This is a genomic window from Brevibacillus agri (assembly GCF_004117055.1).
GTDB classification, from domain to species: domain Bacteria; phylum Bacillota; class Bacilli; order Brevibacillales; family Brevibacillaceae; genus Brevibacillus; species Brevibacillus agri.
In genome coordinates, this window is record NZ_CP026363.1 from 2335518 (window position 1) to 2360211 (window position 24694).

At 54.8% G+C, this 24694-nt stretch carries 27 protein-coding genes and 1 riboswitch; of the genes, 19 read left to right on the plus strand and 8 right to left on the minus strand.

Features of this window, described 5'->3' with window-relative positions:
• Window positions 1–4 precede the first annotated feature (4 nt).
• Complete coding sequence (locus BA6348_RS11730) at window positions 5–277, plus strand: hypothetical protein (protein WP_122952923.1); 273 nt, start codon at window positions 5–7, stop codon at window positions 275–277.
• A 243-nt stretch (window positions 278–520) separates the two neighbouring features.
• Entirely contained in the window at window positions 521–1903 is a 1383-nt protein-coding gene (locus BA6348_RS11735; RefSeq protein ID WP_122952922.1) for a hypothetical protein, read from the plus strand.
• 6 nt (window positions 1904–1909) lie between these two features.
• On the opposite strand, the gene BA6348_RS11740 is transcribed toward BA6348_RS11735, so the two are convergent.
• On the minus strand, window positions 1910–2218 hold the full coding sequence (locus BA6348_RS11740) for a DUF5665 domain-containing protein (RefSeq protein ID WP_051353908.1): 309 nt from the start codon (window positions 2216–2218) through the stop codon (window positions 1910–1912).
• Window positions 2219–2393: 175 nt separating this feature from the next.
• Between BA6348_RS11740 and BA6348_RS11745 the strand changes: the two genes are divergently transcribed.
• The 3 genes from BA6348_RS11745 (at window position 2394) to BA6348_RS11755 (ending at window position 5528) form a co-directional block, all read left to right on the plus strand.
• Window positions 2394–2849: a pyridoxamine 5'-phosphate oxidase family protein gene (locus tag BA6348_RS11745; RefSeq protein ID WP_003843022.1), complete on the plus strand. Its 456-nt coding sequence runs from the start codon at window positions 2394–2396 to the stop codon at window positions 2847–2849.
• An 89-nt stretch (window positions 2850–2938) separates the two neighbouring features.
• Window positions 2939–3064: riboswitch (SAM riboswitch) on the plus strand.
• Window positions 3065–3159: 95 nt separating this feature from the next.
• Entirely contained in the window at window positions 3160–4323 is a 1164-nt protein-coding gene (locus BA6348_RS11750) for an aminotransferase class I/II-fold pyridoxal phosphate-dependent enzyme (RefSeq protein ID WP_122952921.1), read from the plus strand.
• Complete coding sequence (locus BA6348_RS11755) at window positions 4320–5528, plus strand: trans-sulfuration enzyme family protein (protein WP_025845106.1); 1209 nt, start codon at window positions 4320–4322, stop codon at window positions 5526–5528. Before BA6348_RS11750 ends, BA6348_RS11755 begins: the two co-directional genes overlap by 4 nt.
• A gap of 92 nt (window positions 5529–5620) precedes the next feature.
• Here the strand turns inward: BA6348_RS11755 and BA6348_RS11760 are convergent, their stop codons facing one another.
• The gene (locus BA6348_RS11760; protein WP_005832742.1) at window positions 5621–6241 is read right to left on the minus strand and encodes a YhcN/YlaJ family sporulation lipoprotein; all 621 of its coding nucleotides are present in this window, start codon (window positions 6239–6241) and stop codon (window positions 5621–5623) included.
• A 199-nt stretch (window positions 6242–6440) separates the two neighbouring features.
• On the opposite strand from BA6348_RS11760, the gene BA6348_RS11765 reads away from it, so the two are divergent.
• A complete protein-coding gene (locus tag BA6348_RS11765; RefSeq protein ID WP_007784152.1) occupies window positions 6441–7775 on the plus strand; it encodes a PhoH family protein in 1335 nt (444 codons plus the stop codon).
• A 360-nt stretch (window positions 7776–8135) separates the two neighbouring features.
• Here BA6348_RS11765 and BA6348_RS11770 read toward each other — a convergent pair whose 3' ends face one another.
• Window positions 8136–8615 (minus strand): DinB family protein, encoded by a 480-nt coding sequence (locus tag BA6348_RS11770; protein ID WP_005832736.1) that lies wholly within the window; start codon window positions 8613–8615, stop codon window positions 8136–8138.
• Between the two features lie 134 nt (window positions 8616–8749).
• On the opposite strand from BA6348_RS11770, the gene BA6348_RS11775 reads away from it, so the two are divergent.
• Window positions 8750–9196: a hypothetical protein gene (locus tag BA6348_RS11775; RefSeq protein ID WP_005832734.1), complete on the plus strand. Its 447-nt coding sequence runs from the start codon at window positions 8750–8752 to the stop codon at window positions 9194–9196.
• Between the two features lie 76 nt (window positions 9197–9272).
• The gene (locus tag BA6348_RS11780; protein WP_005832732.1) at window positions 9273–9809 is read left to right on the plus strand and encodes a hypothetical protein; all 537 of its coding nucleotides are present in this window, start codon (window positions 9273–9275) and stop codon (window positions 9807–9809) included.
• A 137-nt stretch (window positions 9810–9946) separates the two neighbouring features.
• Here BA6348_RS11780 and BA6348_RS11785 read toward each other — a convergent pair whose 3' ends face one another.
• Window positions 9947–10447, minus strand: coding sequence for a hypothetical protein (locus tag BA6348_RS11785; protein WP_005832730.1), 501 nt, complete (start codon window positions 10445–10447; stop codon window positions 9947–9949).
• A 60-nt stretch (window positions 10448–10507) separates the two neighbouring features.
• On the opposite strand from BA6348_RS11785, the gene BA6348_RS11790 reads away from it, so the two are divergent.
• On the plus strand, window positions 10508–11155 hold the full coding sequence (locus tag BA6348_RS11790) for an MBL fold metallo-hydrolase (RefSeq protein WP_005832728.1): 648 nt from the start codon (window positions 10508–10510) through the stop codon (window positions 11153–11155).
• 94 nt (window positions 11156–11249) lie between these two features.
• Window positions 11250–12539, plus strand: coding sequence for a CapA family protein (locus BA6348_RS11795; RefSeq protein WP_122952920.1), 1290 nt, complete (start codon window positions 11250–11252; stop codon window positions 12537–12539).
• Between the two features lie 13 nt (window positions 12540–12552).
• Here the strand turns inward: BA6348_RS11795 and BA6348_RS11800 are convergent, their stop codons facing one another.
• A complete protein-coding gene (locus BA6348_RS11800; protein WP_007784163.1) occupies window positions 12553–13626 on the minus strand; it encodes a hypothetical protein in 1074 nt (357 codons plus the stop codon).
• A 112-nt stretch (window positions 13627–13738) separates the two neighbouring features.
• Here BA6348_RS11800 and BA6348_RS11805 point away from each other — a divergent pair, with 112 nt between their 5' ends.
• Window positions 13739–14875, plus strand: a complete 1137-nt coding sequence (locus BA6348_RS11805; RefSeq protein WP_005832723.1) for a class I SAM-dependent methyltransferase — start codon at window positions 13739–13741, stop codon at window positions 14873–14875.
• Between the two features lie 32 nt (window positions 14876–14907).
• Here the strand turns inward: BA6348_RS11805 and BA6348_RS11810 are convergent, their stop codons facing one another.
• Window positions 14908–15174, minus strand: a complete 267-nt coding sequence (locus tag BA6348_RS11810; RefSeq protein ID WP_005832721.1) for a DUF2626 domain-containing protein — start codon at window positions 15172–15174, stop codon at window positions 14908–14910.
• Between the two features lie 160 nt (window positions 15175–15334).
• Window positions 15335–16033: a helix-turn-helix transcriptional regulator gene (locus tag BA6348_RS11815; RefSeq protein WP_007784168.1), complete on the minus strand. Its 699-nt coding sequence runs from the start codon at window positions 16031–16033 to the stop codon at window positions 15335–15337.
• A gap of 323 nt (window positions 16034–16356) precedes the next feature.
• Here BA6348_RS11815 and BA6348_RS11820 point away from each other — a divergent pair, with 323 nt between their 5' ends.
• The 3 genes from BA6348_RS11820 (at window position 16357) to BA6348_RS11830 (ending at window position 18461) form a co-directional block, all read left to right on the plus strand.
• A complete protein-coding gene (locus BA6348_RS11820; protein WP_005832718.1) occupies window positions 16357–16734 on the plus strand; it encodes a Spx/MgsR family RNA polymerase-binding regulatory protein in 378 nt (125 codons plus the stop codon).
• A gap of 182 nt (window positions 16735–16916) precedes the next feature.
• Window positions 16917–17675, plus strand: coding sequence for an enoyl-CoA hydratase/isomerase family protein (locus tag BA6348_RS11825; protein WP_025845094.1), 759 nt, complete (start codon window positions 16917–16919; stop codon window positions 17673–17675).
• 141 nt (window positions 17676–17816) lie between these two features.
• Window positions 17817–18461 carry an RsfA family transcriptional regulator gene (locus tag BA6348_RS11830; protein ID WP_005832715.1) on the plus strand — a complete coding sequence of 215 codons (645 nt, stop codon included), beginning with the start codon at window positions 17817–17819 and terminating at the stop codon, window positions 18459–18461.
• Between the two features lie 69 nt (window positions 18462–18530).
• Here BA6348_RS11830 and BA6348_RS11835 read toward each other — a convergent pair whose 3' ends face one another.
• Window positions 18531–18998, minus strand: a complete 468-nt coding sequence (locus tag BA6348_RS11835; protein WP_005832713.1) for an N-acetyltransferase — start codon at window positions 18996–18998, stop codon at window positions 18531–18533.
• A 274-nt stretch (window positions 18999–19272) separates the two neighbouring features.
• Here BA6348_RS11835 and BA6348_RS11840 point away from each other — a divergent pair, with 274 nt between their 5' ends.
• The 5 genes from BA6348_RS11840 to BA6348_RS11860 are packed head-to-tail and all read left to right on the plus strand — an operon-like array spanning window position 19273 to window position 24160.
• Window positions 19273–20619, plus strand: a complete 1347-nt coding sequence (locus BA6348_RS11840; RefSeq protein WP_005832712.1) for an acetyl-CoA carboxylase biotin carboxylase subunit — start codon at window positions 19273–19275, stop codon at window positions 20617–20619.
• Window positions 20620–20637: 18 nt separating this feature from the next.
• Window positions 20638–20850 carry a biotin/lipoyl-containing protein gene (locus tag BA6348_RS11845; RefSeq protein WP_005832711.1) on the plus strand — a complete coding sequence of 71 codons (213 nt, stop codon included), beginning with the start codon at window positions 20638–20640 and terminating at the stop codon, window positions 20848–20850.
• A gap of 52 nt (window positions 20851–20902) precedes the next feature.
• Window positions 20903–21817, plus strand: coding sequence for a hydroxymethylglutaryl-CoA lyase (locus tag BA6348_RS11850; protein ID WP_005832709.1), 915 nt, complete (start codon window positions 20903–20905; stop codon window positions 21815–21817).
• A 14-nt stretch (window positions 21818–21831) separates the two neighbouring features.
• Complete coding sequence (locus tag BA6348_RS11855) at window positions 21832–22605, plus strand: enoyl-CoA hydratase-related protein (protein WP_025845088.1); 774 nt, start codon at window positions 21832–21834, stop codon at window positions 22603–22605.
• 16 nt (window positions 22606–22621) lie between these two features.
• Entirely contained in the window at window positions 22622–24160 is a 1539-nt protein-coding gene (locus BA6348_RS11860; protein WP_005832704.1) for an acyl-CoA carboxylase subunit beta, read from the plus strand.
• Window positions 24161–24694: the final 534 nt, after the last annotated feature.

Below are 24694 nucleotides of genomic sequence, written 5' to 3' on the forward strand. Positions count from 1 at the left end.
CCTCGTGAAACGTGATGATGCACTCTTTAACTGGTTGCAGATTCAAGTGGTAGCAGACGCGCGGCCGGACGATCAGTCGGCGCAGGAGACGGCGGCGTTTTTCTTGCAGATGTTGCAGGAGGACCACGCGCTTAGCGAGCTTGCCTATCGGCAGGAAGGCGGCTGGTACGTGCTGACGGCAAAGGAGGAAGCGGCGACGTTCGAGCGCAAATATCCGGCTGAAACGGTCGAGTTCTTGCTGGTCGCGATTGAAAACGAGCCTAAATACAATAGTTAAAAAAAGGGAAAAGACTCTTTCCGGCTCCGACCTGTTCGGCGGCGGAAGAGTCTTTTTTGTCGTGCGCACGGGGGCATTATCAGGCGTTCAGAGTGTCCCGGCGCGCTTTTTTGCTGTCTGGAGCCGCTGTGGGTATTTAGACGTGTTTTCGGCTGCGGTGCAACTTTTGAAAAAAACGCTACGTCTGTATGGTTGCCCACAGAAGACAGGGGATGATTGGCAAAAATAGAGGGGGAGACACCAGTGAAAAAGATCATGACCAAGCCCGTATTGGCGGTCGTTACGGCGGCGGGACTCATCGGCTGCCTGACGCCGATTTTTGCAGATGCCAGCTCCAGCAGCACGCCGGCGACCAAGGTAGTGATGAGCGACGAAGGCAAGCAGGTTACCCGCTACAACCTGAAAGAGCTTGCGAAAAACGACCCGGCTACGCTGAATATGCTGCTGAAAAACCAGGCAGACCATTTGTACCTGATTGTAGATCCGATCCATCTGAATACGAAGCTGCAAACATACATGGAAACGAACAAGTCGGAGTGGGAGCGCATTTATCGCGACTATTACGGCGACATCTGGCTGGAAGTTCGCCGCACAGAGGCGGACGAGGAACTGGTCAGCGTGAGCGCGCAGACCGAAAACGGCAAGGTGTACATCAAAGGCATCGTGACGCCGGAAGTGACGAAAGTAGTCGTGACCAAGCCGAACGGCGACTTTATCGAGGCAGTGCCGACGAGCGAGCATTCGTTTACCGTCAGCTTTGCCGCGCCGGAAACAGATTCCGTCCAATACGTCACCGTACAGGCGTATGCCGGCAGTCTGTTGGCGGACAGTGAAAAAGTTAAGCTCATCCCGCAGGCTGACGAGGAAAAAAGCAGGCTGATCCACGCCTTTTCCGTGTACGACGCCAAAAAAGCCGAATGGCAGGTAAAAGGTGTCGTCAAGCACGGAGCGGACAAGGTCGTCGTCTCCTACAACGGCGTGAAACAGGAGACGAGCTTGAAGAAGCTGTGGGACGGGGTGGACAGCTTCAGCGTGACGGTCAAGGACGTGAAGGCGAAAGCCGCAAGCGACGAAGCGCTGGTCGAAATATATGAAGACGGGAAAAAAGTCGACTCCGACACGATCAAAGTCGATGTCGTCAACCCACCGGACAAAGACCCTGGCGCGGCCTATGCCATTGCCGGAACGGCAGTGCACGATTTGAAGAAAAAGTCCGTTCAACTGAAAGGCACCGTCAAGGGCTGGGACGAGAAGCAAAAAGCAAAGCTTGTCGTCGTCACCCCGGACGGCAAGAAAAAGGAGATCAAGCCAAACGACAAGGGCGAATACACCGTGACCTTTACCTACAAAAACCGCTCGTTTGCTGCGAAAACCGTCCATCTGGAACTGTACGCGAAAGACAAGCTGGTAAAGCAGGCGGACATCGCGCTGAGCACGAAAATTACCGCCGTGCCGAAGAAGGATGACGATAAGGACGACAAGGATAAAGACAAGCACCACTATCCAAACGGAAAAGCATACGGCTATTGGAAAAACTACGACGGCAAATGGAAAGATGGCGACAAAGATGACCGCGACGATGACCGCGACGACGACGACGACCGCGGCAAAAGAAGCGGCAAGTAGTCTCGTTTACGGCTGCTTGTAAGTCTGAACATACTCGACCAGCTCGCGGATGTAATCGCCGAGGATAGGGATCGAGAGAAACTGCGTCAAAAGCGAGCCGAGCAGCGCCAGCACGATCGCTGTTCCAATCGTCAAGCCAAGACCCCGGGCAAGCCCTGCGAGGAAATTGATCCAGAGCAGCTTGCGCGGGGCTGTGTAGTTTTGGATCACGTCTGCGAGCCGGATATCCTCCAAAAACATGGCGATTTTGTCCATGCGCTCGTTCATTTTCCGCACTTCCTGCAGCTCGTGGAGGACCTGGTCGATTTTGTGCATAAGCCGGTCTGTAGGCGTAGGTGCCACTTTTTCCAACCTCCTTATCCGGTACGGCTTTGTTTTTTACCAGTGTAGGGAAAAAAACAGGCAGAATCAAGGCGGGGAGGAAACGTTTGCCTAATGGCAGATGCGAGGGGTACAATAGACGTACTACCGTTTACGAGGAGGCATCCGAATGGCTGAAACCGTATCCCAAACCTTGTCGGAAGAACTGTTCGCGCTCCTGCAAAAAGAGCGATTTGTGACGCTCGGCACCGTCGATCACGAGACAGGAGCGCCATCGCTCAGCTCCTTGTCCTGGACATTGGCGGTGAACAGCGGACTCATCCGCTTTGCCGTGGATAACCGCTCGCGCATACTCGCCAATATTGCCAAAGAGCCGCAGGTCGTCCTGCATCTGATCGGGGCAGGCTCCTCTTTTGCGATCAACGGACGCGCCGCAGTGAAAGCCGAGCGGCTGGAGGGCGTTCCGCTGAAGCTGGCGCTGGTGGAGATCGCGATTGACTCCGTCCGAGACGTCATGTTTTACGGCTCGCGCATTTCCGTAGAACCGCAATACGAAAAGACGTACGACAAAAACGCGGCTGCGAAGCTGGACAACCAGGTCATGACTGCGCTGAAAAACGCCTAGTCAAGACGGCCGCACAACAGTGGAAAATCCTGTTGACAAAAAACCGCCGTATCCTTTAGTATTAGGTCATTCAAATTGAATAGCAAAACTTCTTATCCAGAGAGGCGGAGGGACTGGCCCGATGATGCCCGGCAACCAATCACCTGCATGTTCGTTCATGCGGGGAGATAATGGTGCTAATTCCTGCAGAGTTTTTTAACTCTGAAAGATGAGAAGGTCTTGCTTACGGTGACGTAAACAAAGCCTTCTTTCAGAGGAAAGGGGGCTTTTTTCATGCCCCTCGTACATCATTGGAGGGAGAGAGTTACGTATGAGACTGGAAACAAAATTGATTCAAGCAGGCGTAGGCAGAGATGAAAAAACAGGGGCGGTCAGCTTTCCTGTCTACTATGCCACCGCATATCGCCACCCGGCATTGGGGCAGAGCACAGGCTTTGACTATACACGCACGGCCAATCCGACCCGCACGGTTTTGGAAGAAGCCATCGCCGAGGCAGAATCGGGCGATGCGGGCTTTGCCTGCGCATCGGGAATGGCGGCGGTTCATACGGTCATGGGGCTGTTTTCCCAGGGAGATCATCTCATTGTGTCGCTCGATTTGTACGGAGGGACGTATCGCTTGTTTGAGCAGGTGCTTTCCCGCTACGGCCTGTCTTTTACGTACGTAGACTTGCGCGACCTGGAAGCGGTGCATAACGCGCTGCGAGCCGAGACAAAGGCGATCTTCGTCGAGACGCCGACGAATCCGCTCATGCAGATTACCGATCTTCGCCAAATCGCCGGGCTGGCAAAGCAGCATGGACTTTTGACGATAGTCGACAACACGTTCATGACCCCTTATTGTCAACGCCCGCTGGAGCTTGGCGCAGATATCGTGTTGCACAGTGCGACGAAGTACTTGGGTGGCCACAACGATGTACTGGCCGGACTGATCGTGACAAAAGGCGAGGAGTTGTCGGAAAAAATCCGGTTTTTGCATAATTCCATCGGAGCGGTATTGGGTCCACAAGATAGCTGGCTGTTGGTACGCGGAATGAAGACATTGGCGCTGCGCATGGAAAGACATCAGACAAACGCGCTCGCGGTTGCAAAAAAGCTGCAGGAGCATCCGGCTGTCGCCGAAGTGTTTTACCCAGGGCTGCAAGAACACCCCGGGCATGCCATCCAGGCGAGCCAGGCAAGCGGTTATAGCGGTATGGTTTCATTCCGGGTACGGTCTGCGGAGCAGGTGGGCTTGTTTTTGCAAAATCTGCGCATCGTTTCTTTTGCGGAAAGCCTTGGCGGCGTCGAGTCGTTGTGTACGTATCCGGCGACACAGACCCACGCTGACATTCCGCTGGAAGTACGGGAGTATGTCGGCGTTTGTGACCGATTGCTGAGGCTGTCGGTCGGGATTGAGCATCCGGAAGACTTGATCGCTGATCTGTTTCAGGCTTTGGACGCAAGTCTTGTCGTTGGGGGGGCTGCGCGATGAATTTCGCAACGAAGGTTTTGCATGGCTCTACTTGCATCGATCCGTTCACAGGGGCGTCGTCGGTTCCGATTTACCAGGCTTCCACGTTTCACCAGTTTGATCTCGACCAGCCAGGCACGTATGACTACGCCCGTTCCGGCAATCCGACCAGACACGCGCTGGAGGAAGCGATTGCCGCTCTCGAAGGCGGCGCGCGCGGCTTTGCTTTCTCGTCCGGCATGGCGGCGATCTCCAGCGTGTTCATGCTGTTTTCGGCTGGCGACCATATCGTAGTCGCGGAGGACGTGTACGGCGGCACCTTCCGCTTTTTGACCCGCGTGCTGTCGAGAATGGGCATTTCCGTTACGTTTGTCGATGCGACCCAGACAGAGGCCGTGCGGGAGGCGATTACTCCGGCGACCAAGGGAGTGTATCTGGAAACGCCGTCCAATCCGACGCTGAAAGTGACCGACATCGCGGCGGTGTCAGCCGTTGCGAAGGAGCACGGGCTGCTCGTCATTGTCGACAATACGTTTTTGACGCCGTACTATCAGCGGCCGCTGGAGCTGGGGGCGGACGTCGTCATCCACAGCGCGACCAAGTTTATCGGCGGCCACAGCGACGTGGTTGCCGGGCTGGCAGTGACGCGCGACGCCGCGCTCGGCGAGCAACTGTACCTGATCCAGAACGGCATGGGCGCGATTCTTGGGGTACAGGATTGCTGGCTCGTCATGCGCGGGCTGAAAACGCTCAAGGCACGTCTGGATGTCAGCACAAAGTCGGCAGGGATTCTCGCGGAGTGGCTGTCCACGCACCCTGGCGTGAGCCGCGTTTACTACACGGGCTTGGCTGACCATCCGGGGCATCTCGTCCAGCAACAGCAAGCAAGCGGCCACGGTGCGGTTCTGTCGTTCGATGTAGGGAGCCGTGAGCGAGCCAAGGCGTTGTTTGACCGGGTGAAGCTGCCGATTGTGGCAGTGAGCCTGGGGGCTGTCGAGACGATCTTGTCGTATCCGGTGATGATGTCGCATGCGGCGATGCCCGCAGCGGAGCGGGAAGCGCGCGGCATTACCGATGGCTTGATCCGGTTGTCCGCAGGGTTGGAGGACGTGGACGACTTGCTCGCGGACTTGAAGCAGGTACTGGACGCATTGCCGCCGCTGAGTTCGGTTCAGTCACAACAATCCGTCCAGCCGCAACAAAAAGAGGCATTCTCCCGGGCGTAATTTCCCGAGGCGAATGCCTCTTTTTTACTGAATCGGAATCTTCCACGAAAACGCGTTCGCTCATCCTTGAAATGGCTTCGAGAGAGTTTTTTTTATGGTGCGCCTGTGCGGTTTACGTTGATCTTGTCGTTTCCTTGCGGTGTCGCGCGGCCGTCTTTGTTGATGCGCTGTTCATTTTCCTGCGAGGGCGTTTCCTCCCGCTGCCTTACGTCGCGCGGCAACTGTGGAATGATGCGGCCGACGATGTCAGCCAACTCCTCGGCGAAGCCCGAGATCGGGTGGCCCCGGCGAATGTCCGCAGCCATTTCCTTCAGGCGCTGGACGATGTCCGGATCGGCTGTCACGATTGCGTTTGCGCCCTGCGGGTCTTCTTTCATCGCTTCGGCAACGGTGTACTTGATGACGCCGACCTCGGGCCGATCGAGATGGGCATCCACATCAATCCCGACGACAGCGATCTTGCCGATGACGACCGCAGTCGCACCGTTGACCTTTTTCACACGGGTAGCCAGTTGCACAAGCCGGTCGGCCGTCGCTTGCGAAGATTGGTTGTAAGCTGGTTCCGGGGCCGTTTGCTGGACGCGCTGGGTATGAGGCACTTGCTGGTTGGGCTGTGGGGCAGCCTGATTGGCTGGCGGCTTGTTGTTCGACATGCATCCAGACAAAAGCAGGCTGGCGCCCAGGCAGCCGATAATCATCCGTTTCATACGCATTCTCCCTTTCCCCGTAATGCCTCCTGAAAGCGGAGGGCAGGTTACCTGTATTTTGTCCTTGCAGCCCCATTTCATTCTGCCAAAGGGCCGTCTATCTCTGTCCGACCGAACATAGACTGTAGTACATCACGTCGCCACAATTGAGCATCCCTCCAAAAATTGCATACCGTATATAAGAAGGGTAATAGGAGGCGAGATTTTGAAGAAAATCTACGTACTGGACACCAACGTACTCCTGCAAGATCCACGGGCGATGTTCTCTTTCGCTGACAACGAAATTGTCATACCCGCTGTGGTGTTGGAAGAAATCGATTCCAAAAAGCGGTACATGGATGAAATTGGCCGCAACGCTCGGTACGTATCGCGGCTCTTTGACAGTTTTCGTGAGCTGGGTCATTTGCACAAAGGCATTACCCTGGAGACAGGCGGGCTATTTCGGGTGGAGCTGAACCATTCCTCGCTTCATCAACTGCAAAAGCAATTTACGGAAATGACCAATGACAACCGCATTTTGGCGGTCGCACTTAATCTGCAGGAGGAGGAGAACCAATCCCCACAGCCCAGACCCGTCATATTGGTTAGCAAGGATGCGCTCATGCGTGTGAAGGCAGATGCCTTGAACATTTCGGCAGAAGATTTTCTCTCCGATCGCGTAGTGGGGGAATTTTCCAGCATCTACACGGGTTATCAAAAAATGCTGGTCGCCTCGGAGATCATCAAGACGTACTACGCGACGAGAAAACTGCACTTGGCCTCCTGTTTCCCTCGCTACCGCTTTTATCCGCATCAGTTTCTCGTACTGAAGGACGAATGCAACCCGTCCATTTCTGCCATCGGAAAAGTGGACCCCGATGGAAAAACGCTGGAAATGCTTGTTTCAGACGACGATCCGATTTGGGGCATCCGGGCCCGAAACGTGCAGCAACGGATGGCAACCGATCTCTTGCTGCGAGATGATATCCCGCTGGTGACCATGACGGGCAAAGCGGGGACAGGAAAGACGTTGCTGGCGCTGGCAGCGGGGCTGCTGCAGATCGAAGACCAGCAAAAGTACAAAAAACTGTTAGTGGCACGACCTATCGTTCCTTTAGGAAAAGACATCGGTTATTTGCCCGGCGAGAAAGAAGAAAAACTGCGGCCGTGGATGCAACCGATTTATGATAATCTGGAATATTTGTTCAACACGAAGCGACCAGGCGATCTCGATAAAATTTTGGCGGGGATGGGCAGTCTGCAAGTCGAGGCGTTGACGTATATTCGCGGTCGTTCCATTCCCGGGCAGTTCATCATTATTGACGAGGCGCAAAACTTGACGAAGCACGAGGTGAAAACGATCCTGACGCGGGTAGGGGACGGCTCGAAAATCGTCCTGATGGGCGATCCGGAACAGATCGACCATCCGTACCTGGACGAAAGCAACAACGGACTGACGTACGTGGTCGAGGTGTTCAAGGATCAGAAGCTGGCCGGGCACATTCGCCTGGAAAAAGGCGAGCGCAGCGTGCTTGCCCAGTTGGCTGCCGATTTGTTGTAAAAAATCGTGTATGAAAACCGACTGGCTGACCATACTATAGTTGTCGAGCCCGACGATTCATGTAAGAAACGGCGAAATGCCTTGCAGGAGGCGAAGATCCGTGGATAACCATGAACAAGCAGTCGACGAAAGTCGTATGGAAATAAGCCGATTCCTTGGGTAACCTATCTCTTTCATGGAGGTTGAAGTGCCAAAGAGAATAACCGGTTAAACCCCATAAGCAATCGGGCTCGACAAAGGACCGCTCCCTATTTGGGAGCGGTTTCGCTTTTTGGCGCAAATCAACGTGCGTTCCACGTCCATAAAAAAACGCGGACAGCCGTGTGGACGGCTCCGCGTTTTGCAGGCAAATGATAAGGGCTAGGCTTTGGCTGCGGCAATCGCCTTGCGCAAGGAAGAGATCATGCCGATGTGCATGCCTTCGTGGAACAGGGTGAAGACCATGATTTCGCCATACGTGTGCATAACACCCTTGTCTCCCAGTTCAAACGGCTTCGGGAGCGACTCGTTCAGCCGGGATTGGAATTGCTCCTTGATGCGAGCATGCTGCTCCTTCAACTGGGCAGCCAACGTTTCCAGGGAAGGGATGTTTCCCTGCCAGTCTGCCGGTTTTGTCCCTGGGCTAAACATAGCCGCGTAGGACGGAGGACAGTTCATTTTGGCTGGTCCAAGCAGCAAATAATCTTGCGTGAGCAAAATATGGCCGATATTCCAGCGGATGTTGTTTTTAAATCCTTCCGGAACGATGTCAGCCTCCTCCTCAGTCGTCTTGGTCACGTCCTCCAAAAACAGGCCGCGAATCAAATCGTATTGATTCCAAACGAATGAATAATCCTGCATGGCGAAAACCACCTTTCGTCAATTTCCATTCGTCTCCATGTTACCGTAAATCCGTAGCGAGGAAAACAAGCCCGGACAATTTTTTGCAAGTTGTCCTCCTCCCTTCATATATATATATCAAGGAGGGAGCGCACATGGTCACGTTGGACTCATCCATTGCCTTTTTTGTTTATGTAACCGCTGTTTCCAGCGCAGCGGCAGGTGTGACAGAAGCGTTCAAATCGATCATTCCGTTTTTGTCCACTGACTACGAGCCGAAGGAAGACTGCTGGGAGGACCAAAATGAGGCGGCGCGTCTGATGCACTACAAACGCTTTTTCAACCTGCTCATCTCGGTGTTGGCCGCCGGCGCGATTTTTGGCATGCTCGGCCTGGACCCGGCGCTGATTTTGACCGGAGCGGATTCGGCTTACGTGGAAAATCCATGGCAGGTAGGAACATGGCTGTGGGGCATTATCGCCGTGTTCGGTTCCCCGTTTTTTGCTTCGGTCCTGAAAATTTTGGAGGGATTCAAGCAGTCGGTCAATAACAGCAACCCGCCGAATCGCCCGCGGCAGAAGGTGAGCGGCCCGCGGGAATGACCGGCCACAGCTTGAACAGTGACTGCCGCGTGCGGTAAGATAGCAAAAGCACATACCGCTAAAGTAGGTGGGCACGATGGCAAAGCGAAATTCATTCGGAATATTGGCATGGTTGGCGCTATTCATCTTCATGCTGACAGCCTGTTCGGGGCAGTCGGAGCCGTCCGGCGTATTCGATCCGGAAAACCAGCGGGAATACGGCGTGGGCGGAATTTACTTGGGCCAAAACATCAAGGAAGCGATGGACATCATCAAGCCGAGCAAAGCCGATTTTATGGACATGGTGTCTCGGGAAAGCTACACGGTGGACAGAATGGCAAAAGGCGAAGGCGAGGCCGTCATGGGCATGCTTTTGCTCGATCGCACGCAACTGCTCGTCAAGGTCAGAAAAGGCGAATTGAGCTCGATCATGCTCGGCGGAGTGGCAAAAGAAGATGCTGCACGGTTCAAAACGTATCGAGGGCTTGCCATGTACGACAGCGGGGAGCAGTTGAAAAAGCTGTACGGCGAAGGCAGCGGGGAAAAGGAAGTCGTGTACGAAGGCAGCAAGTACACGGCCAACTTCGGCCTTGAAGACAACCAGGTGGTCTGGTTCCGGTTTGACAGCAAGTAGCGAGCAAGCAAGGAAGGAAGTCGCTTGGCTGGCGCAGGGAGCGGCCCTGGCAAGCCGACAGAAAGAAAGTGAGTTCTCCCAAAGCGGAGAGCTCACTTTCTTTTTGGGCGAAGGCCGCAGTCAGCGCATCGGCTCGGCTACGTTTTGTGCAGCCACTGTACTTGCACCTGATAGGCTTTGGCGATCCCTTCAACAAGCTCGGTCAGGCTGCTGTCGAGCAGGTAGATCGTCTCTTCTTCCTCCGCTTGCGGGATCGTGCCGCTGACGTGCTCCTTCCACTGCTCAGCCGCAGCCCAGCGATCAGCAGGGGTGCCAGACGCTTTGTCTACCGTAAACAGCGCAACCTGGTCTGCATACACAAACATATGGTCATTCGGCGAGACGAAACCGATATCGTCCAAGTGCCCGACCATCGCTTCGGGAGGAAGCAATAGCAGCGAGAAGCCGTCGCCCAGCATCTGCGACTTTTGCAAAATCGCCTCCAGCTTGTCTTTTTCCGCCTCGTTTTCGACGATAAAAAGCAGTTTGTCCCGATCAAAGACATTGACATGGTCCCCGATTTTATGTATGACTTGAGCATAGAAGCCAGGCAATTTCCCGTCTGGGATCGCAAGCTCGATTCCGTACATATGGCGCATGCGCTTCATCCTTTTCTCTAGGCTTTTTTCTTATCGTACCAAAAAAACAGGGAGGTTCCTATGAGCGACCAACAGCTTGCCATCCAATCTTTTGCCTTGGGAGGCTTTCAAACAAACGCCTACGTCCTGACCAACACGGATACAGAAGAGACGATTGTCATTGACCCCGGCATGGAGCCAGCGCGGCTTTTGCAGGCGATTTCCGGCAAAAACGTCGTGGCGATCCTTTTGACACACGCCCACCTCGACCATATCGGCGGACTGAACCAGGTGCGCGCGCTGACAAAAGCGCCCGTGTACATCCATCCGCTGGAACAGGAGTGGCTGACCAATCCCGATCTCAACGGTTCCAGCCGCTGGGGGCTGCCTGAGCCGATCGTGTGCGATCGCGCCGAGCACGAACTGGCTGACGGGCAGATGCTGCAGCTCGCCGGATTTGACATCCAGGTGCTGCACACGCCGGGACATTCGCCAGGAAGCTGTTCGTTTGTGATCGGCAAGCATTGCTTTGGCGGTGATGTACTGTTTGCGCAGAGCATTGGCCGGACCGATTTGCCCGGGGGCGATTACGAGACGCTGATGATTAGCATCCAAGACAAGCTGTTTGAGCTGGATGACGACACGATCGTCTACCCGGGGCACGGCCCGAAGACGACGATTGACTACGAAAAAACGTACAATCCGTTTGTAACGGGCATGCTACGGTAAAGACTGCTCGACTCTTTCTGGAGATGCGAAGAGGATTTTGTCGGATGGCGGCGAAAAAGAAGGGGTTATCTTAACGCCAAAAGGAGCTATTGCGATGAAGCAAGCATGGAGCAAGTGGGTCATCATCACAGCGGTCGGCTGTATGAGCCTGGTCGGGTGCGTCCCGCCGGCAGCCCCGGATCACGAAGCTTCCAAGGCTCCTGTCCAGCATGTGACCCCATCTGAGCCCGCCACGCCGCAGCCGCCACAAGACGAGCCTGCCGCCGACACGGAAGCAAATCCGCCCGCCCCTCCCCCGGAACAGGCGCCTTCGCGTTTTCCGGAACAGCGAATCTCGCTGCTCGCTGTCGGGGACATCATGGTTCACCAGGAGCAAATGGATGCCGTCTGGAACCCTGCGACCAAAACCTATGACTTCAACAAGTTTTTCCCTTATGTCACGCCACTGTTTCAAGAGGCGGACTGGGTGATCGGCAACCTGGAAACGACGATGAGCGGCAGCCAGGCCCGCTATTCGGGATACCCGATGTTCAATTCCCCGGAATCTTTGGCGCAAACGTTGAAGGAAGTAGGTTTTACCGCAGTAACGACTGCGAACAATCACTCGATGGATCGCAAGGAGCAGGGGGTACTGCAGACGATCAAATACTTGGATCAGGCAGGAATTTTGCACACGGGGACGTTTGCCAGCGCCGAGGAACGCAACGAGCCGCTTCTCTTGACCAAGGACGGCTTTACGCTCGCCCTGCTGTCCTATACGTACGGGACGAACGGCATTCCCGTTCCGCCAAAGAAGCCGTACCTCGTGAACCTGATCGCGCCTGAGCTGATGAAGCAAGACATTGCCCGGGCGAAGGAAAACGGAGCGGACCTGGTCGCCGTGGCGCTGCACTTCGGCGTCGAGTACCAGCGGCTGCCCAATGCGGAGCAAATTCGGACAGCCGAGCTGTGCCTGACGTACGGGGCCGATCTGATTTTGGGCGCTCACCCTCATGTCGTGCAGCCGTACGAGTGGAAGACGGTCACGCGGGAGGACGGTACAGAGCACACAGGACTGATTGCGTATTCGCTTGGCAACTTCGTCTCGGCCCAGCGCTGGGATTACAAGGACGTGGGCGCGATTCTCAAGCTCACCTTGCACAAGGACGAGTCCGGAAAAGCGAGTATTGAACAGGCGGAGCTGCTTCCGACCTACGTTCATTTTTTCCGCAAAAACAACAAGCGCAATTACGTGATTTATCCCGTGAATGAAACGCTGGCAGGGCTTATGCGCGGGGAAAAATATCCGACCCTCACCAAAGAAGCGATCCAGTACATGACCCGTTTGCAAAAGGAGATGTCGGTTCACGTGAATACGGCTGTCTCCGGAAAAAAAGCCAGCTAATGGATAGCTGGCCTTATTTCTTTCCGAAGCCGAACGGCAAGTTCAGCTTCAGTTGCAGCTTCAGTTCTTCGTTTTGCAGGCTGATGCCCTGCACCTGGATGTTGGGCGAGATCAGCTCGGGATAAAAGCCGAGATCGTACGCTTTTTCCATCTCGTCCACGGTCGCTTGCGGCAACGCGAAGCCGTCGAAGTAAAGCTCGCTGATGTGGAATTTCAACTGGGTGGGCGAGACGAGCTCGTAGCTGCCCACCAGACGAAGCTCCATATGGTCGTAGGTGCCTTCGACAATCAGTTTGTTGTCTTCAAAAGAGAAGCGCGACTGCTTGAACAACTCGTCCTTTTGCATCAAAAACTGGTTGAAATCGCTCTGCTTGATCGTCAGCGTATGGTTGAAAAAGCCGTCCGACTGGATGCGATCGGGCGTAGCCAGCTCAGGCACTTGCACCATCACCTTGGCCAGCATGCCGAAAAACGTCTGGAAGGCGGGCAAGCCGCGCTTTTCCCAATCATCAATCAAATGGTCCATCAACGCTTCTACGGCCGTCGGGTCGTCCAGCTTCTGCACGTTTTTCTCTTTTTCCGCCTGGATGGCGAGCATCTCGGCCAGTTGCTGCTCGTATTTTTTGCGCAGATCCTGGAGCAGAGCCAGCCGGTCTTGCTTGTCTGTCTGCATGACAGCAAGCTTTGTGCGCTCGGCATGGTACGCCTGGAGCCGATTCATGTCGTGCTCGTACAGTAGCTGATAAAATTCGAACATCAATAAAAATTGATTGAAATTTTCAGCATTAAGTAAAAGAGTGAGAAGATTGACTCGTTCACCCATGTAGTAAGCCCGTGCCACCTCGCCGGCATGGCGCTGCATCGCTTCGATCACGAGCTTTTGACGCTGCAGGTCGAGGTCGATTTGAGCGATATCCCGGTATGTCCGAGACTCTTCATCCTTGAGCAAGGTGAGGGTTCGCTCCAGCTCTTTCTGAGTGAAATGCTGCTGCAGGATGAGCTGTTCCAGAGGAAGCGCCGTTTCTTCCTGGGCGAACGCCGTCAGCGGACATACAAGCAGGAACAAGACGAGCAGAAATTTGCGCATGTTTTCACCTTTTGCTTTCATGATGGAAGTCGCTTACCTTTCCACATTGTATGACTTCTTTTTCGTATTATAGCCTTATCAGGTTGAATTTGGATAGCAGGAGAAGAGACGAATGGATATCATCGCACAGATTCGCCACGAAATCGAAAGCCAGGAGGGACGCGCCATTTCGTTTTCGCGCTTTATGGAGCTGGCTCTCTATCACGACGCCTATGGCTATTATATGTCGGACTTGCCCAAGGTAGGCAAAGATGGCGATTTTTTTACCAGCGCGACGGTACACGCGGTGTTTGGAGAAACATTGGCGGATGCGGTGAGCGAGCTGTGGCGCGCAGCGGGGATAAAGCAGCCCGTGCTCGTCGAAATCGGCGGAGGTACCGGCTCCTTGTGCAGCAGCATGCTGGGACGAATACGCGAGAGTGCGCCGGACGTGTACAAACGGTTGAAAGTCGTTCTCATCGAAGCAAGCCCTTATCACCGGAGAAGACAGGAGGAAGCGCTGCGCGAGCATGAGGTGGAAAAGGTGTGGCACGCTTCGCTTGCGGATGCCGCTTGCGGAGAAGCAGTAGAAGGCGTCGTCCTGTCCAACGAATGGCTCGATGCCTTTCCCGTTCACGTGGCCGAGCGGACGAAGACAGGCTGGCAGGAAGTAGCGGTGACTTGCAAAGAGGGGCAATTTTGCGAGGTGCTGCGGGAGCCGACCGCGCCATTGCTCGCTGCTCTGGCTGAAATAGACGCGGCTCTGCCGATTCCGGCAGGCATGCGGATCGAGGTGAACCTGGGGCTGAAACAGGCGGCGCAAGAAGTAGGGCGCCTCTTGGCAAAAGGCTTTGTCGTGACGATTGATTACGGCGATCGCCAGGAAGAGCTGTACCACCCGAGCCGAAAAAAAGGGACGCTGATGTGCTACTACCGCCACCAGGCCCACGACAATCCGTACATCCACGTCGGGGAGCAGGATATTACCGCGCACGTCAACTTTTCCGCCTGGAGCCGCTATGGAGAAGCAGCAGGCTTGCAGGAGGTTTGCTACATGCGCCAGGACAAGTTTTTGCTGCAATGCGGGCTGCTGCACAAAGCGGTTGCGCACCAGGATACGGACCCGTTTACAAGCAAGGCGATGAAGCGCAACCGGGCGATTTTGCAACTGATCGACCCAGCCGGATTGGGCGGCCGCTTCCGGGTCATGGTACAGCAAAAAGGCATGGAGCCGAATGCCGCTGCCTTGCCTGCGTTTTTCCGCCAATAAAAAAGATGCTCGCGATTGAGCATCTTTTTTTCTTACATCATCAGTTGCATGAAAGCGTGTTCTTGTCCGCCTACAGGCATCACGAAGAAGGTGTAGTACGTGAACCCTACAAAAGACAGGAACATGAAGCCGAAGAAAATGTTGATATACACTCGTTCAGTCAGGCTCATGTAGCTCAACGCTACAAAGAATGCAGTAAGACCGAAGAAGATGAGCGACATCGGGTACAGACCGCCCCAGAACGCCATCAGCGCGATTACAATGGTCCAAAAACCGAGAACGCGATACATACGATCCATTTGTTGTCCCCCCTTTTTGCCTAGATCGGTAAGATTTACAAGATTCCTTCCCCATTATATAGGACAGGCGAAGACGTGTAAACGATAAAGCTATGACGGTTTTTTGACGCGCCGAACAAAAAAAAGACGGGCGCGCCCAAGGGAGGACGTTTTCGCTTGCTCAGAACTGGATGACCGTATAGTTGCACGATTTGCAGCCCCGAATCATGGAGTCATCCTCACGTAATTCAATGTTCCCTAAGTACGTTTCGAATATTCCCATCAAAAGAGCGTTGTGCATCTGGCAGACAGCGCTCGGATATTTCTTGGCGGTGTCGGAAAACGTGCAGTTGTTTACGCGAAAACGAAGCTTGCCGTCTTCCAGCTTTTCAATGTCCGGTCTCAATCCCTGAGCCACGACGAGGCGATGGATCAGGTGCAATTTTTCTTCCAACGTAGCCGTTTGCAAATTCAATCCGCTTTGGACAATCGCCCGTTTCGCCATCTCTGTACCAATGCGATGCCCCATATGGATAAGAGCGGCTTCGCCCGCCTCACCGAGCGACAGCAGACTTTCGATCGCGATATCGGCCAGCAACTGATAGTCGCGCGGTGGGAACTGCAGGCTCACCACCTGTTCAGACAGTGAATACAATCGACTGGGACGTCCTCCTTTGCCGCTTTTGTCCGAGACGGCCGTGAGCAGATTCACGTCCTCCAGCTTGGTCAGGTGCAGGCGCGCTACATTCGGGTGAATGGCAAAGTGGTCTGCGACGTCCTGAACCGTGATGGGCTCTTTGCTGTACGCGACAAACTGGTAAATGGAAAAACGGGTGGGGTCTGCCAAAGCACTGGTTAACTTCTGCGCATCTTGGTCCATGCCGGATACCCCTTTCTCAACGTGACAAGCCTTGTTCAACATTTGTTTGAAAAAATTTCACATCCTCATAAGTGTATCCGATTTTGTGTGGCTTGTTAAGGTGGCAGTGTGCTACAACAGCACATCCCCCGATTTCCTGCCTAGTTTTTAGATTAACTACTATTGACATAGTGTTTATTGTAGATTTATAATCCAAACTAAAGAAAGAATTTTTATTAGCTTACTTTTTGCAAGTTAATAGCTCTAAGCAATTAACGAAAGCAGACAGCAGCACCAAGAACATACGCAAATGAATTTGTATAGATGAGACGGAGGGGTAACCGATGGCAGTTGCTGAGCGTACACGAACACAAAAATTGACGTTTTTCACGTATCCGAGCTGCACATCCTGTCGCAAAGCCAAAGCTTGGCTGGCAGAGAATGGCGTCAACTACGAAGAGCGTCACCTGTTCAAAAATCCACCGACAGCCGAAGAGCTGCTCGACATCATTAAAATGACGACAAACGGACTCGACGAAATTTTGTCGACCAGAAGCCAGCGCTTCAAAAACTTGGATGTGGACATCAACGACATGTCTGTAAAAGAGCTGCTGGAGATGCTGAGCGAAGAGCCGCAGCTCCTGAAGCGTCCGATTCTCACCGATGGCGAGAATCTGATCGTCGGCTTCAATTCATCCGCCATGAAAAACTTGTTGTCGTAACCGGAGAGGGAAGGCGTAGGCCTTCTCTTTTTTTTCGTCGTTAAAAAGTTCTAGCGGCACAAGAGCAGCCAAGGCTTCGCCAAAAGACCGGCAAAGCCAAGTTTTCTCGCGCTGATATGATTTTCGCGGGCGACACGGTACAATAAAGCAAATACATTCGAAGAAAAGGATGGAGACTGTTCATGGATACGTTACTGATCCGAAAAGAAGCAGGGATTGCCACGATTACGCTGAACCGTCCGCACGTACATAACGCCATCAGCATGGAGCTGGTCGACGAGCTGCACGAGGTGCTGGCCGATTGCCAGGCCGATCCGCAGGTGAAGGTGCTCGTCATCACGGGCACAGGCAAAAGCTTTGTATCCGGCGGCGACCTGAACCAGTTCATTGCGGCGCGAGGGCGTGCGCAAGCGCATCCGCTGCTCAGCAAAGTGGCGGATCTGCTGTCTTCTATCGACCGATGCACGAAACCGGTCATCGCGATGGTGAACGGTGCGGCGGTAGGCGGCGGTTGCGAATTTGCCGGGGCGTGCCATTTCCGCTTCGCCAGCGAGCAGGCGCTGTTTGGCTTCGTCCAGATCAGCATGCATATTACGACTGGCTGGGGCGGAGGCAGCCGGCTTTTGGACCTGCTCCCTGAGTCAAAGGCACTGGCTCTTTTGCTCGCCGGGGAAAGGCTTTCTGCACAGCAGGCCAAGGCTTACGGCTTCGTCGACGAAGTCTATCCGCACGAGCAGCTTGCGGACGCCGTTTACGCCTTTGCGCAAAAAATCGCGGCGCAGCCGCTTGTCGGGATCGAGGCGTACATGCAACTCGTCCGCTGGAAGCGGGAAGGGCTCGTGCGCGAGGAGCGCATCAGGCGGGAAGTCGATCAGTGCGCACAGCTCTGGGGCAGTCCCGAACACGTGTCCGTCGTGCAAAAGTTCCTCACCAAGCAGTAGTTCTCGCCTATTCGGGTTCTTCTCGTTTAAACATTTATTTGCTTGGACATACTTTTTCTAGTAGAAAGCGATTCTACAAGAGTAGGGAAAAGCATAGGATGAACTACATCATCCTTTTTAAAGGTAACGGGAGGGACTCATATGGTAGCTTCCAGACAAGACGCATGGACCGAAGATGACGATCTCGTGTTGGCGGAAGTCACCTTGCGCCACATACGCGAAGGCGGCACACAGCTTGCCGCATTTGAAGAAGTGGGTCAAAGGTTGGGTAGGACTGCGGCAGCGTGCGGTTTTCGCTGGAATAGTTGCGTGCGCAAACGTTACGATGCAGCAATCTCGATTGCCAAGAGCCAAAGACAGCAACTGAAAAAAATGGGTCGGATACAAGCGCCGGCCGCAGCGGCCGAGACGGATGCGGTTTTGTTGCCGCCAAGGCAGGCGGCGCCTGCTGCTTCGGAGACGCAGGCTGCCAAGCTGGAGGTAGTGGAGGAGGAGCAGATCGAATCCGTGATTCGCATGCTCGTCAACCAGAAAGAAATGGCCCGTCGCTTGCGACAATTGGAACAAGAGTTGGAAGGAAAAGATTTGGAGTTAAAAGAATTGAAAGAAGCGCACGAGCGCGCCAAAAAAGAACTGGAGCAGGTGCAGGGCGTAAACGACGACTACCGCGCCCTCGTCCAGATCATGGACCGGGCTCGCAAGCTTGCCTTTTTGCAGGAAGAAGAATCCGCCAAAGCCATTTTCAAAATGGATGAAAACGGCAATCTGGAGCGAGTGGAAAAATAAATGCAGGGCTTTCGACAGAAAAAAGAAGCGGTGTTCAGTCCGCTTCTTTTTTCTCGTCCGGACGAAGAGCTAGTCTTGCAGCTCCACGTTTTCCGGCAACCAGACGTAAGGGTTTTCGCCACGGTCGCGCATCGGATTGTACTTGACAGGGGTAAAGCCCATTTTCAGCCAAAATTCGTCCGCACGACAGCGGGAATTGGTTTTGATAGGAGCGCCAAAGCTTTTTGCGTGGTTAACCAGAGCTGTCCCGTAATCTTTGCCGCGGTAGTCAGGCAGAACTTCAAGCTTCCACAGCTCGTAGTAATCTTGGGCTGGCTGGAAATAACGATCGTATTTCCCGTCGATTTTATAGAGGCTCATGCGTGCTACCAGAAGATCGTTGTCATAAATACCATAAAAAGGAGATTCCGAATCGTTCTCCACGATGTTCGCCTCCAGGTCTTCCTTCATCGAAAGCTCCTCCAGGCCAAATTCGCGAAACTTTTGGAATTCCTCCAGTGTCTTGTAGTTGATCTGTAAACGTCTTACTTCAAACATGGTTAGCCACTCCTCTCACAGCTCTTTGCCTTGGCCAGCTTCGGCCACTCTCCTCTATTATACACAAGGATTGGATTTTCCGAAGCGTTTTCTTTGATTCGTCTAGGAATTGACAGGAAGTGATCGCGCTTCCTTGGAAAAAATTAAAATTTCTTGCTAGAACTATGTTCATTCTCATGGCAAAATAGAAGTAAGCAGCACATGAAACAAACCGAGCAAACGATTTGGAAACGCTTTCGATTGAAGCCGGTTTGTCAAAGAGGGGAGCGTTGCCATGCGCAAGGTATTGATCGCAAACCGTGGTGAAATTGCCAGAAGGATCATTCGCACCTGCCGCGAACAAGGAGTCGCGACCGTAGCGGTCTATTCGGATGCCGACCGCGACCTGCCGTTTGTCCGCGAAGCAGATGAGGCCGTCCATATCGGCCCGCCACCAGTGCCGCACAGCTATTTGAACGTGGAGGCAATTATCGCGGCTGCCAAGAGCACGAATGCCGATGCCATTCACCCCGGTTACGGACTGCTTTCGGAAAACGAAGCGTTCGCGAGCCGCGTTTTAGCGGAAGGACTCATCTTCATCGGCCCTTCGCCAAAAGTCATCGGGCAAATGGGCGACAAGCTGACCGCCCGCAAAATCATGCAGGAGGCAGGCGTGCCTGTCGTACCAGGCTGCGAGGAATCGCTTGCGACCGTGGAAGAGGCAGCAGCCAAAGCGGCCGAAATCGGATATCCGGTCATGCTGAAGGCCAGTGCAGGCGGCGGTGGGATCGGGATGCAAATATGCCGGGAGGAGTCGCAGTTGCTCCAGGCCTATCAGTCGGCCAAGGGCCGCGCAAAAGCTTATTTCGGCAACGATGCGATGTACGTGGAAAAGTACGTGGAGCGCCCGCGTCACATTGAGGTGCAGATTGCCGCGGACAACGACGGCAACGTCATTCATTTGCTGGAGCGCGAATGCTCGATCCAGCGGCGCCATCAAAAGGTGCTGGAGGAAAGCCCGTCGCCATTCCTCGACCCAGCCACGCGCGCGAAGCTGTGCGAAGCAGCCGTAAAGGCAGCGAAGGCCGTCGGCTACACGGGTCTGGGCACGGTCGAATTTATTGTAGATGAAAACAAAACCTTTTACTTTTTGGAAATGAACACGCGTTTGCAGGTGGAGCATGCCGTGACGGAAGAAATGACCGGCTACGATCTGGTAGCCATGCAGCTTGCCATCGCGGACGGACATCCGCTGCCGATCAGCCAGGACGAAGTGCAGGCAAAGCGCCACGCGATCGAACTGCGCGTCTACGCGGAGGACCCGGTGACGTTTTTGCCATCGCCAGGCACGATCAGCCTGTATCAGTCGCCTGTCATGGAACATGTGCGGATCGACGACGGAGTGGAGTCGGGCACACAGGTCACGCCTTTTTACGATCCGATGATCGCCAAGGTGATTATTTCCGGGCAGACCCGCGCAGAAGCGGTGCAAAGGGCGCAGGAAGCGCTGAACCATTTTCTGATTACTGGTATTAAAACGAACATTCCGTTTTTACAGGAAGTATTGGCAGACGAGCATTTCCAGGCCGGAGATTACACCACCTGGTTTATCACCGAGCGCCAAGCCAAATCCAATCACTAAACAAGGAGAGGGTCATTCATGAAGCAAGTAACCGCAAACATGGCAGGAACAGTCATTTCCGTCCTGGTGCAGCCAGGCGACACAATTAGCGACGGCCAGGACGTCATCGTGCTGGAATCGATGAAAATGGAAGTGCCGGTGCAATCGCTGGAAGCAGGCAAAGTCGTGGAAGTCAAAGCGAACGTCGGGGACTTTGTCAACGATGGCGACGTTATCGTCGTTCTCGAGTAGTATTTTTTTCCTTTCAAACTGAGCGGTCGCTAGGAAAGGAGGCGGGATGAGCGTGAAGGTGCAAATTGTAGAGGTTGGCCCCCGAGACGGGCTGCAAAATGAGAGTGCCATCGTGCCCGCAGAGGCGAAAATCGCCTTGATCCACAAGCTGCTGGATGCGGGACTGGAGAGGATCGAGGCAAGCTCCTTTGTCAACCCGCGCTGGATTCCGCAGTTGGCTGACGCGGAAGAAGTGTTGCGAGGGATTTTGCCTGTCGAAAAAAAAGGTGTGCAGATCAGCGCCCTTGTGCCCAATGTGCGCGGTCTGGAGCGGGCGCGTCAGTGCGGTCTCGATGAAATCGCCCTGTTCATGTCCGCCTCGGAGAGCCACAACCGCAAAAACATTAACAAGAGCATCGCGGAAACTTTTCCCGTGCTGGCGGAAGTGGCGAAGGAGGCGCTCGCTCTCGGGATGCGCGTGCGCGGGTACGTCTCCACCGTTTTCGGTTGTCCGTACGAAGGCGACGTTCCTGTTGACAACAGCCGCAGAGTCACCGATGCGCTGCTGGAGATGGGCGTGTACGAGGTTTCGCTCGGGGACACGATCGGGGTGGCGACGCCGAAGCAGGTACACGAGATTTTTGCGGAACTTGTGAAAGATGTTACGACCGAGCGCTTGGCCGGGCATTTTCACGACACGCGCGGAACGGGTCTGGCGAATGTGGTGGCGGCGCTCGAAGAAGGCATCCGCACGTTTGACAGCTCGATTGGCGGCCTGGGCGGTTGTCCGTACGCTCCCGGCGCGGCAGGCAACATCTCGACGGAAGATCTGGTTTACATGCTGCACGGCATGGGCTATGAAACCGGAGTCGACCTGAACCGACTGACGGAAGCAGGCGCCTACATCCAGGAGCAGCTTGGCCGGGAGCTGTCGTCGAAAGTGCTGAAAGCAAACCTGGCAAAACGCCAGTTGGAGGAGCATACGTAGAGAGGAAGGGCTACATGACGATTTCTTACCAAAAAGAGGGCATGGTCGGTGTCGTGACGATTGACAGGCCGGACGTTTTCAACTGCCTGAACCTCGCGACATTGACCGAGCTGAGACAGCTTGTCGCAGAGTTGGCGGGCGATCGCAGCACGCGCGTCGTGGTCGTGACAGGAGCGGGAGACAAGGCGTTTTGCTCGGGCGCGGATTTGAAGGAGCGGCGCGGCATGTCGCCTGAACAGGTCGAGCACTACATCCGAACGATTCGCGACACGTTCAGCGAGCTGGAAAAGCTGCCGAAGCCGGTCATTGCCGCCATCAACGGATTGGCGCTGGGCGGGGGCACAGAGTTGGCGCTCGCCTGCGATCTGCGGATCATGAGCGATCAGGCGCAAATAGGCTTGACGGAGACGTCGCTCGGGATTATTCCGGGAGCGGGCGGGACGCAACGCCTGCCGCGGCTGGTGGGCAAGGGCATTGCCAAAGAGCTGATTTTTACTGCGCGGCGCGTCCAGCCGGACGAGGCGCTGTCGATCGGGCTGGTCAACCGCGTCGTGCCTGCGGAGCAACTGATGGGCGCAGCGCTGGAGATGGCTGCCCAGATTGCGAACAACGCTCCGCTGGCGCTCGCACAGGCGAAGTTCGCGATTGACTGCGGGGGCGAGGTCGAGCTGGGAGCAGGGCTGTTGATCGAGAGCAACGCCTACCAGTTGCTCGTTCCGACCAAAGATCGCCTGGAGGGGCTGGCAGCCTTTGCCGAAAAACGAAAACCGAACTATCGCGGAGAGTGACGAGGGGGAGTAGCCGATGAGCAAACATTTGGAAGAGACGTTGCAGGAAAAGATCGCGCAAATCCAGCAAGGTGGCGATGCCAAGTACCACGAAAAGCTCAAGGAGCAAAACAAGCTGTTTGTCCGCGATCGGCTGAAGCTGTTGTTCGACGATGAATTTATGGTCGAGGACGGGCTGTTCGCCAATGTCATGGCGGGAGATTTGCCGGCAGACGGCGTCGTGACCGCCATCGGAAAAGTAAACGGCCAGACAGTGTGCGTCATGGCCAATGACTCTACGGTCAAGGCTGGCTCCTGGGGTTCGCGGACGGTGGAAAAGATCATCCGCATTCAGGAAACGGCCGAAAAAATGCGCGTGCCGCTGATTTATCTCGTCGACTCGGCCGGGGCGCGGATTACGGATCAACTGGAAATGTTCCCTGGCAGACGGGGAGCGGGCCGGATTTTTTACAACCAGGTGAAGCTGTCTGGAAAAATTCCGCAAGTGTGCATCCTGTTCGGCCCGTCCGCTGCAGGCGGAGCGTACATCCCGGCATTTTGCGACATCGTCATCATGGTCGACAAAAACGCGAGCATGTACCTTGGCTCCCCGCGCATGGCCGAAATGGTGATCGGGGAAAAGGTGAGCCTGGAAGAGCTGGGCGGCGCCCGGATGCATTGCTCGGTGAGCGGCTGCGGCGACGTGCTGGCTGCCAATGAAGAGGAAGCGATTCGGTCGGCGCGCACCTACTTGAGCTTCTTTCCGGCCAACTACACGCAACAGCCTCCGCTGGCAGCGGCTAAAGGCCCTATCGAAACGGCCAAGGACATCTCCAGCATTGTCCCGGAAAATCAAAACGCGCCCTTTAACATGCACGATCTCATTCAATCGTTGGTCGATGCGGATTCGTTTTTCGAGATTAAAAAGCTGTTTGCCCAGGAGCTGATTACAGGTCTTGCCCGTCTGGACGGCAAGCCGATCGGGATTATCGCCAACCAGCCGCGGGTGAAGGGCGGCGTCCTGTTCGTCGATTCGGCCGACAAGGCGGCGCGGTTTATTACGCTGTGCGACGCGTTCGGCATCCCGCTCCTGTTCCTGGCCGATGTTCCGGGCTTTATGATCGGCACAGCGGTGGAGCGCGCGGGCATCATCCGCCACGGGGCGAAAATGATTTCGGCGATGGCCGAGGCGACCGTACCGAAAATTTCCGTCATCGTGCGCAAGGCGTACGGAGCAGGACTGTACGCGATGGCCAGCTCGGCGTTCGAGCCGGATGCGTGTATCGCCCTGCCCGGCGCGCAAATCGCGGTAATGGGCCCGGAAGCAGCGGTGAACGCCGTTTACAGCAACAAAATTCAGGCCATCGAAGACCCGGCCGAGCGCCAGGCGTTCATTCAGGAAAAGCGCAAGGAGTACCAGGAGGACATCGATCTGTACCTGTTGGCCTCGAACCTGATCGTCGACGCGATCGTTCCGCCGAGCAGCTTGCGCCAGGACCTGATTGCGCGCTACGAGATTTACAAGGACAAACGGCAAGTGTTCTCCGACCGGAAGCATCCGGTTTATCCGGTGTAGGAGGGAATGGCTGGAGACTGTCGCCTTTGGGCGGCAGTCTTTTTTGGCTGGCGAAAAGGTAAATTCCTCTGCGAGCTGTTTCTTTCGTTCGATGTTGATTTTTGTATTGTAAATCAGGAAGTCAGGCTGCCCAAGGCAAGGAAGCAGATTCAAAAAGCATTGCGAATGGTCGAGCAGGTAGAATGATAGCTCCCAGAAAGGTCTACACGAATGCCCGCACTCCTTCTTTAATTCTTGTCCAATCTTTTTACCTTGCCCTTTCTTTTTCCCCTCCGACATCCCCCTTGGCCCCTGACGAGGAAAGAGACGAAATCCGCGAAAGCTCTTTGGGCTCCCAACCGAGGCTGCGGGGAAAAAGCGAAACACGCTTTTAGCGTCCAACTCTGAGAAGCTCCCTGAATCAACCACTTTTGGACGCGGTTTCGCTTTTTCCCCGCAGCCAGGCAGTCCAGCCCCCCAGCAGGGAGCCCAAGAAGCTACAGCGATTTCGTCTCTTTCCTCGCCGCACCAAAAGTGCCGATGAAGGCCGCTTTT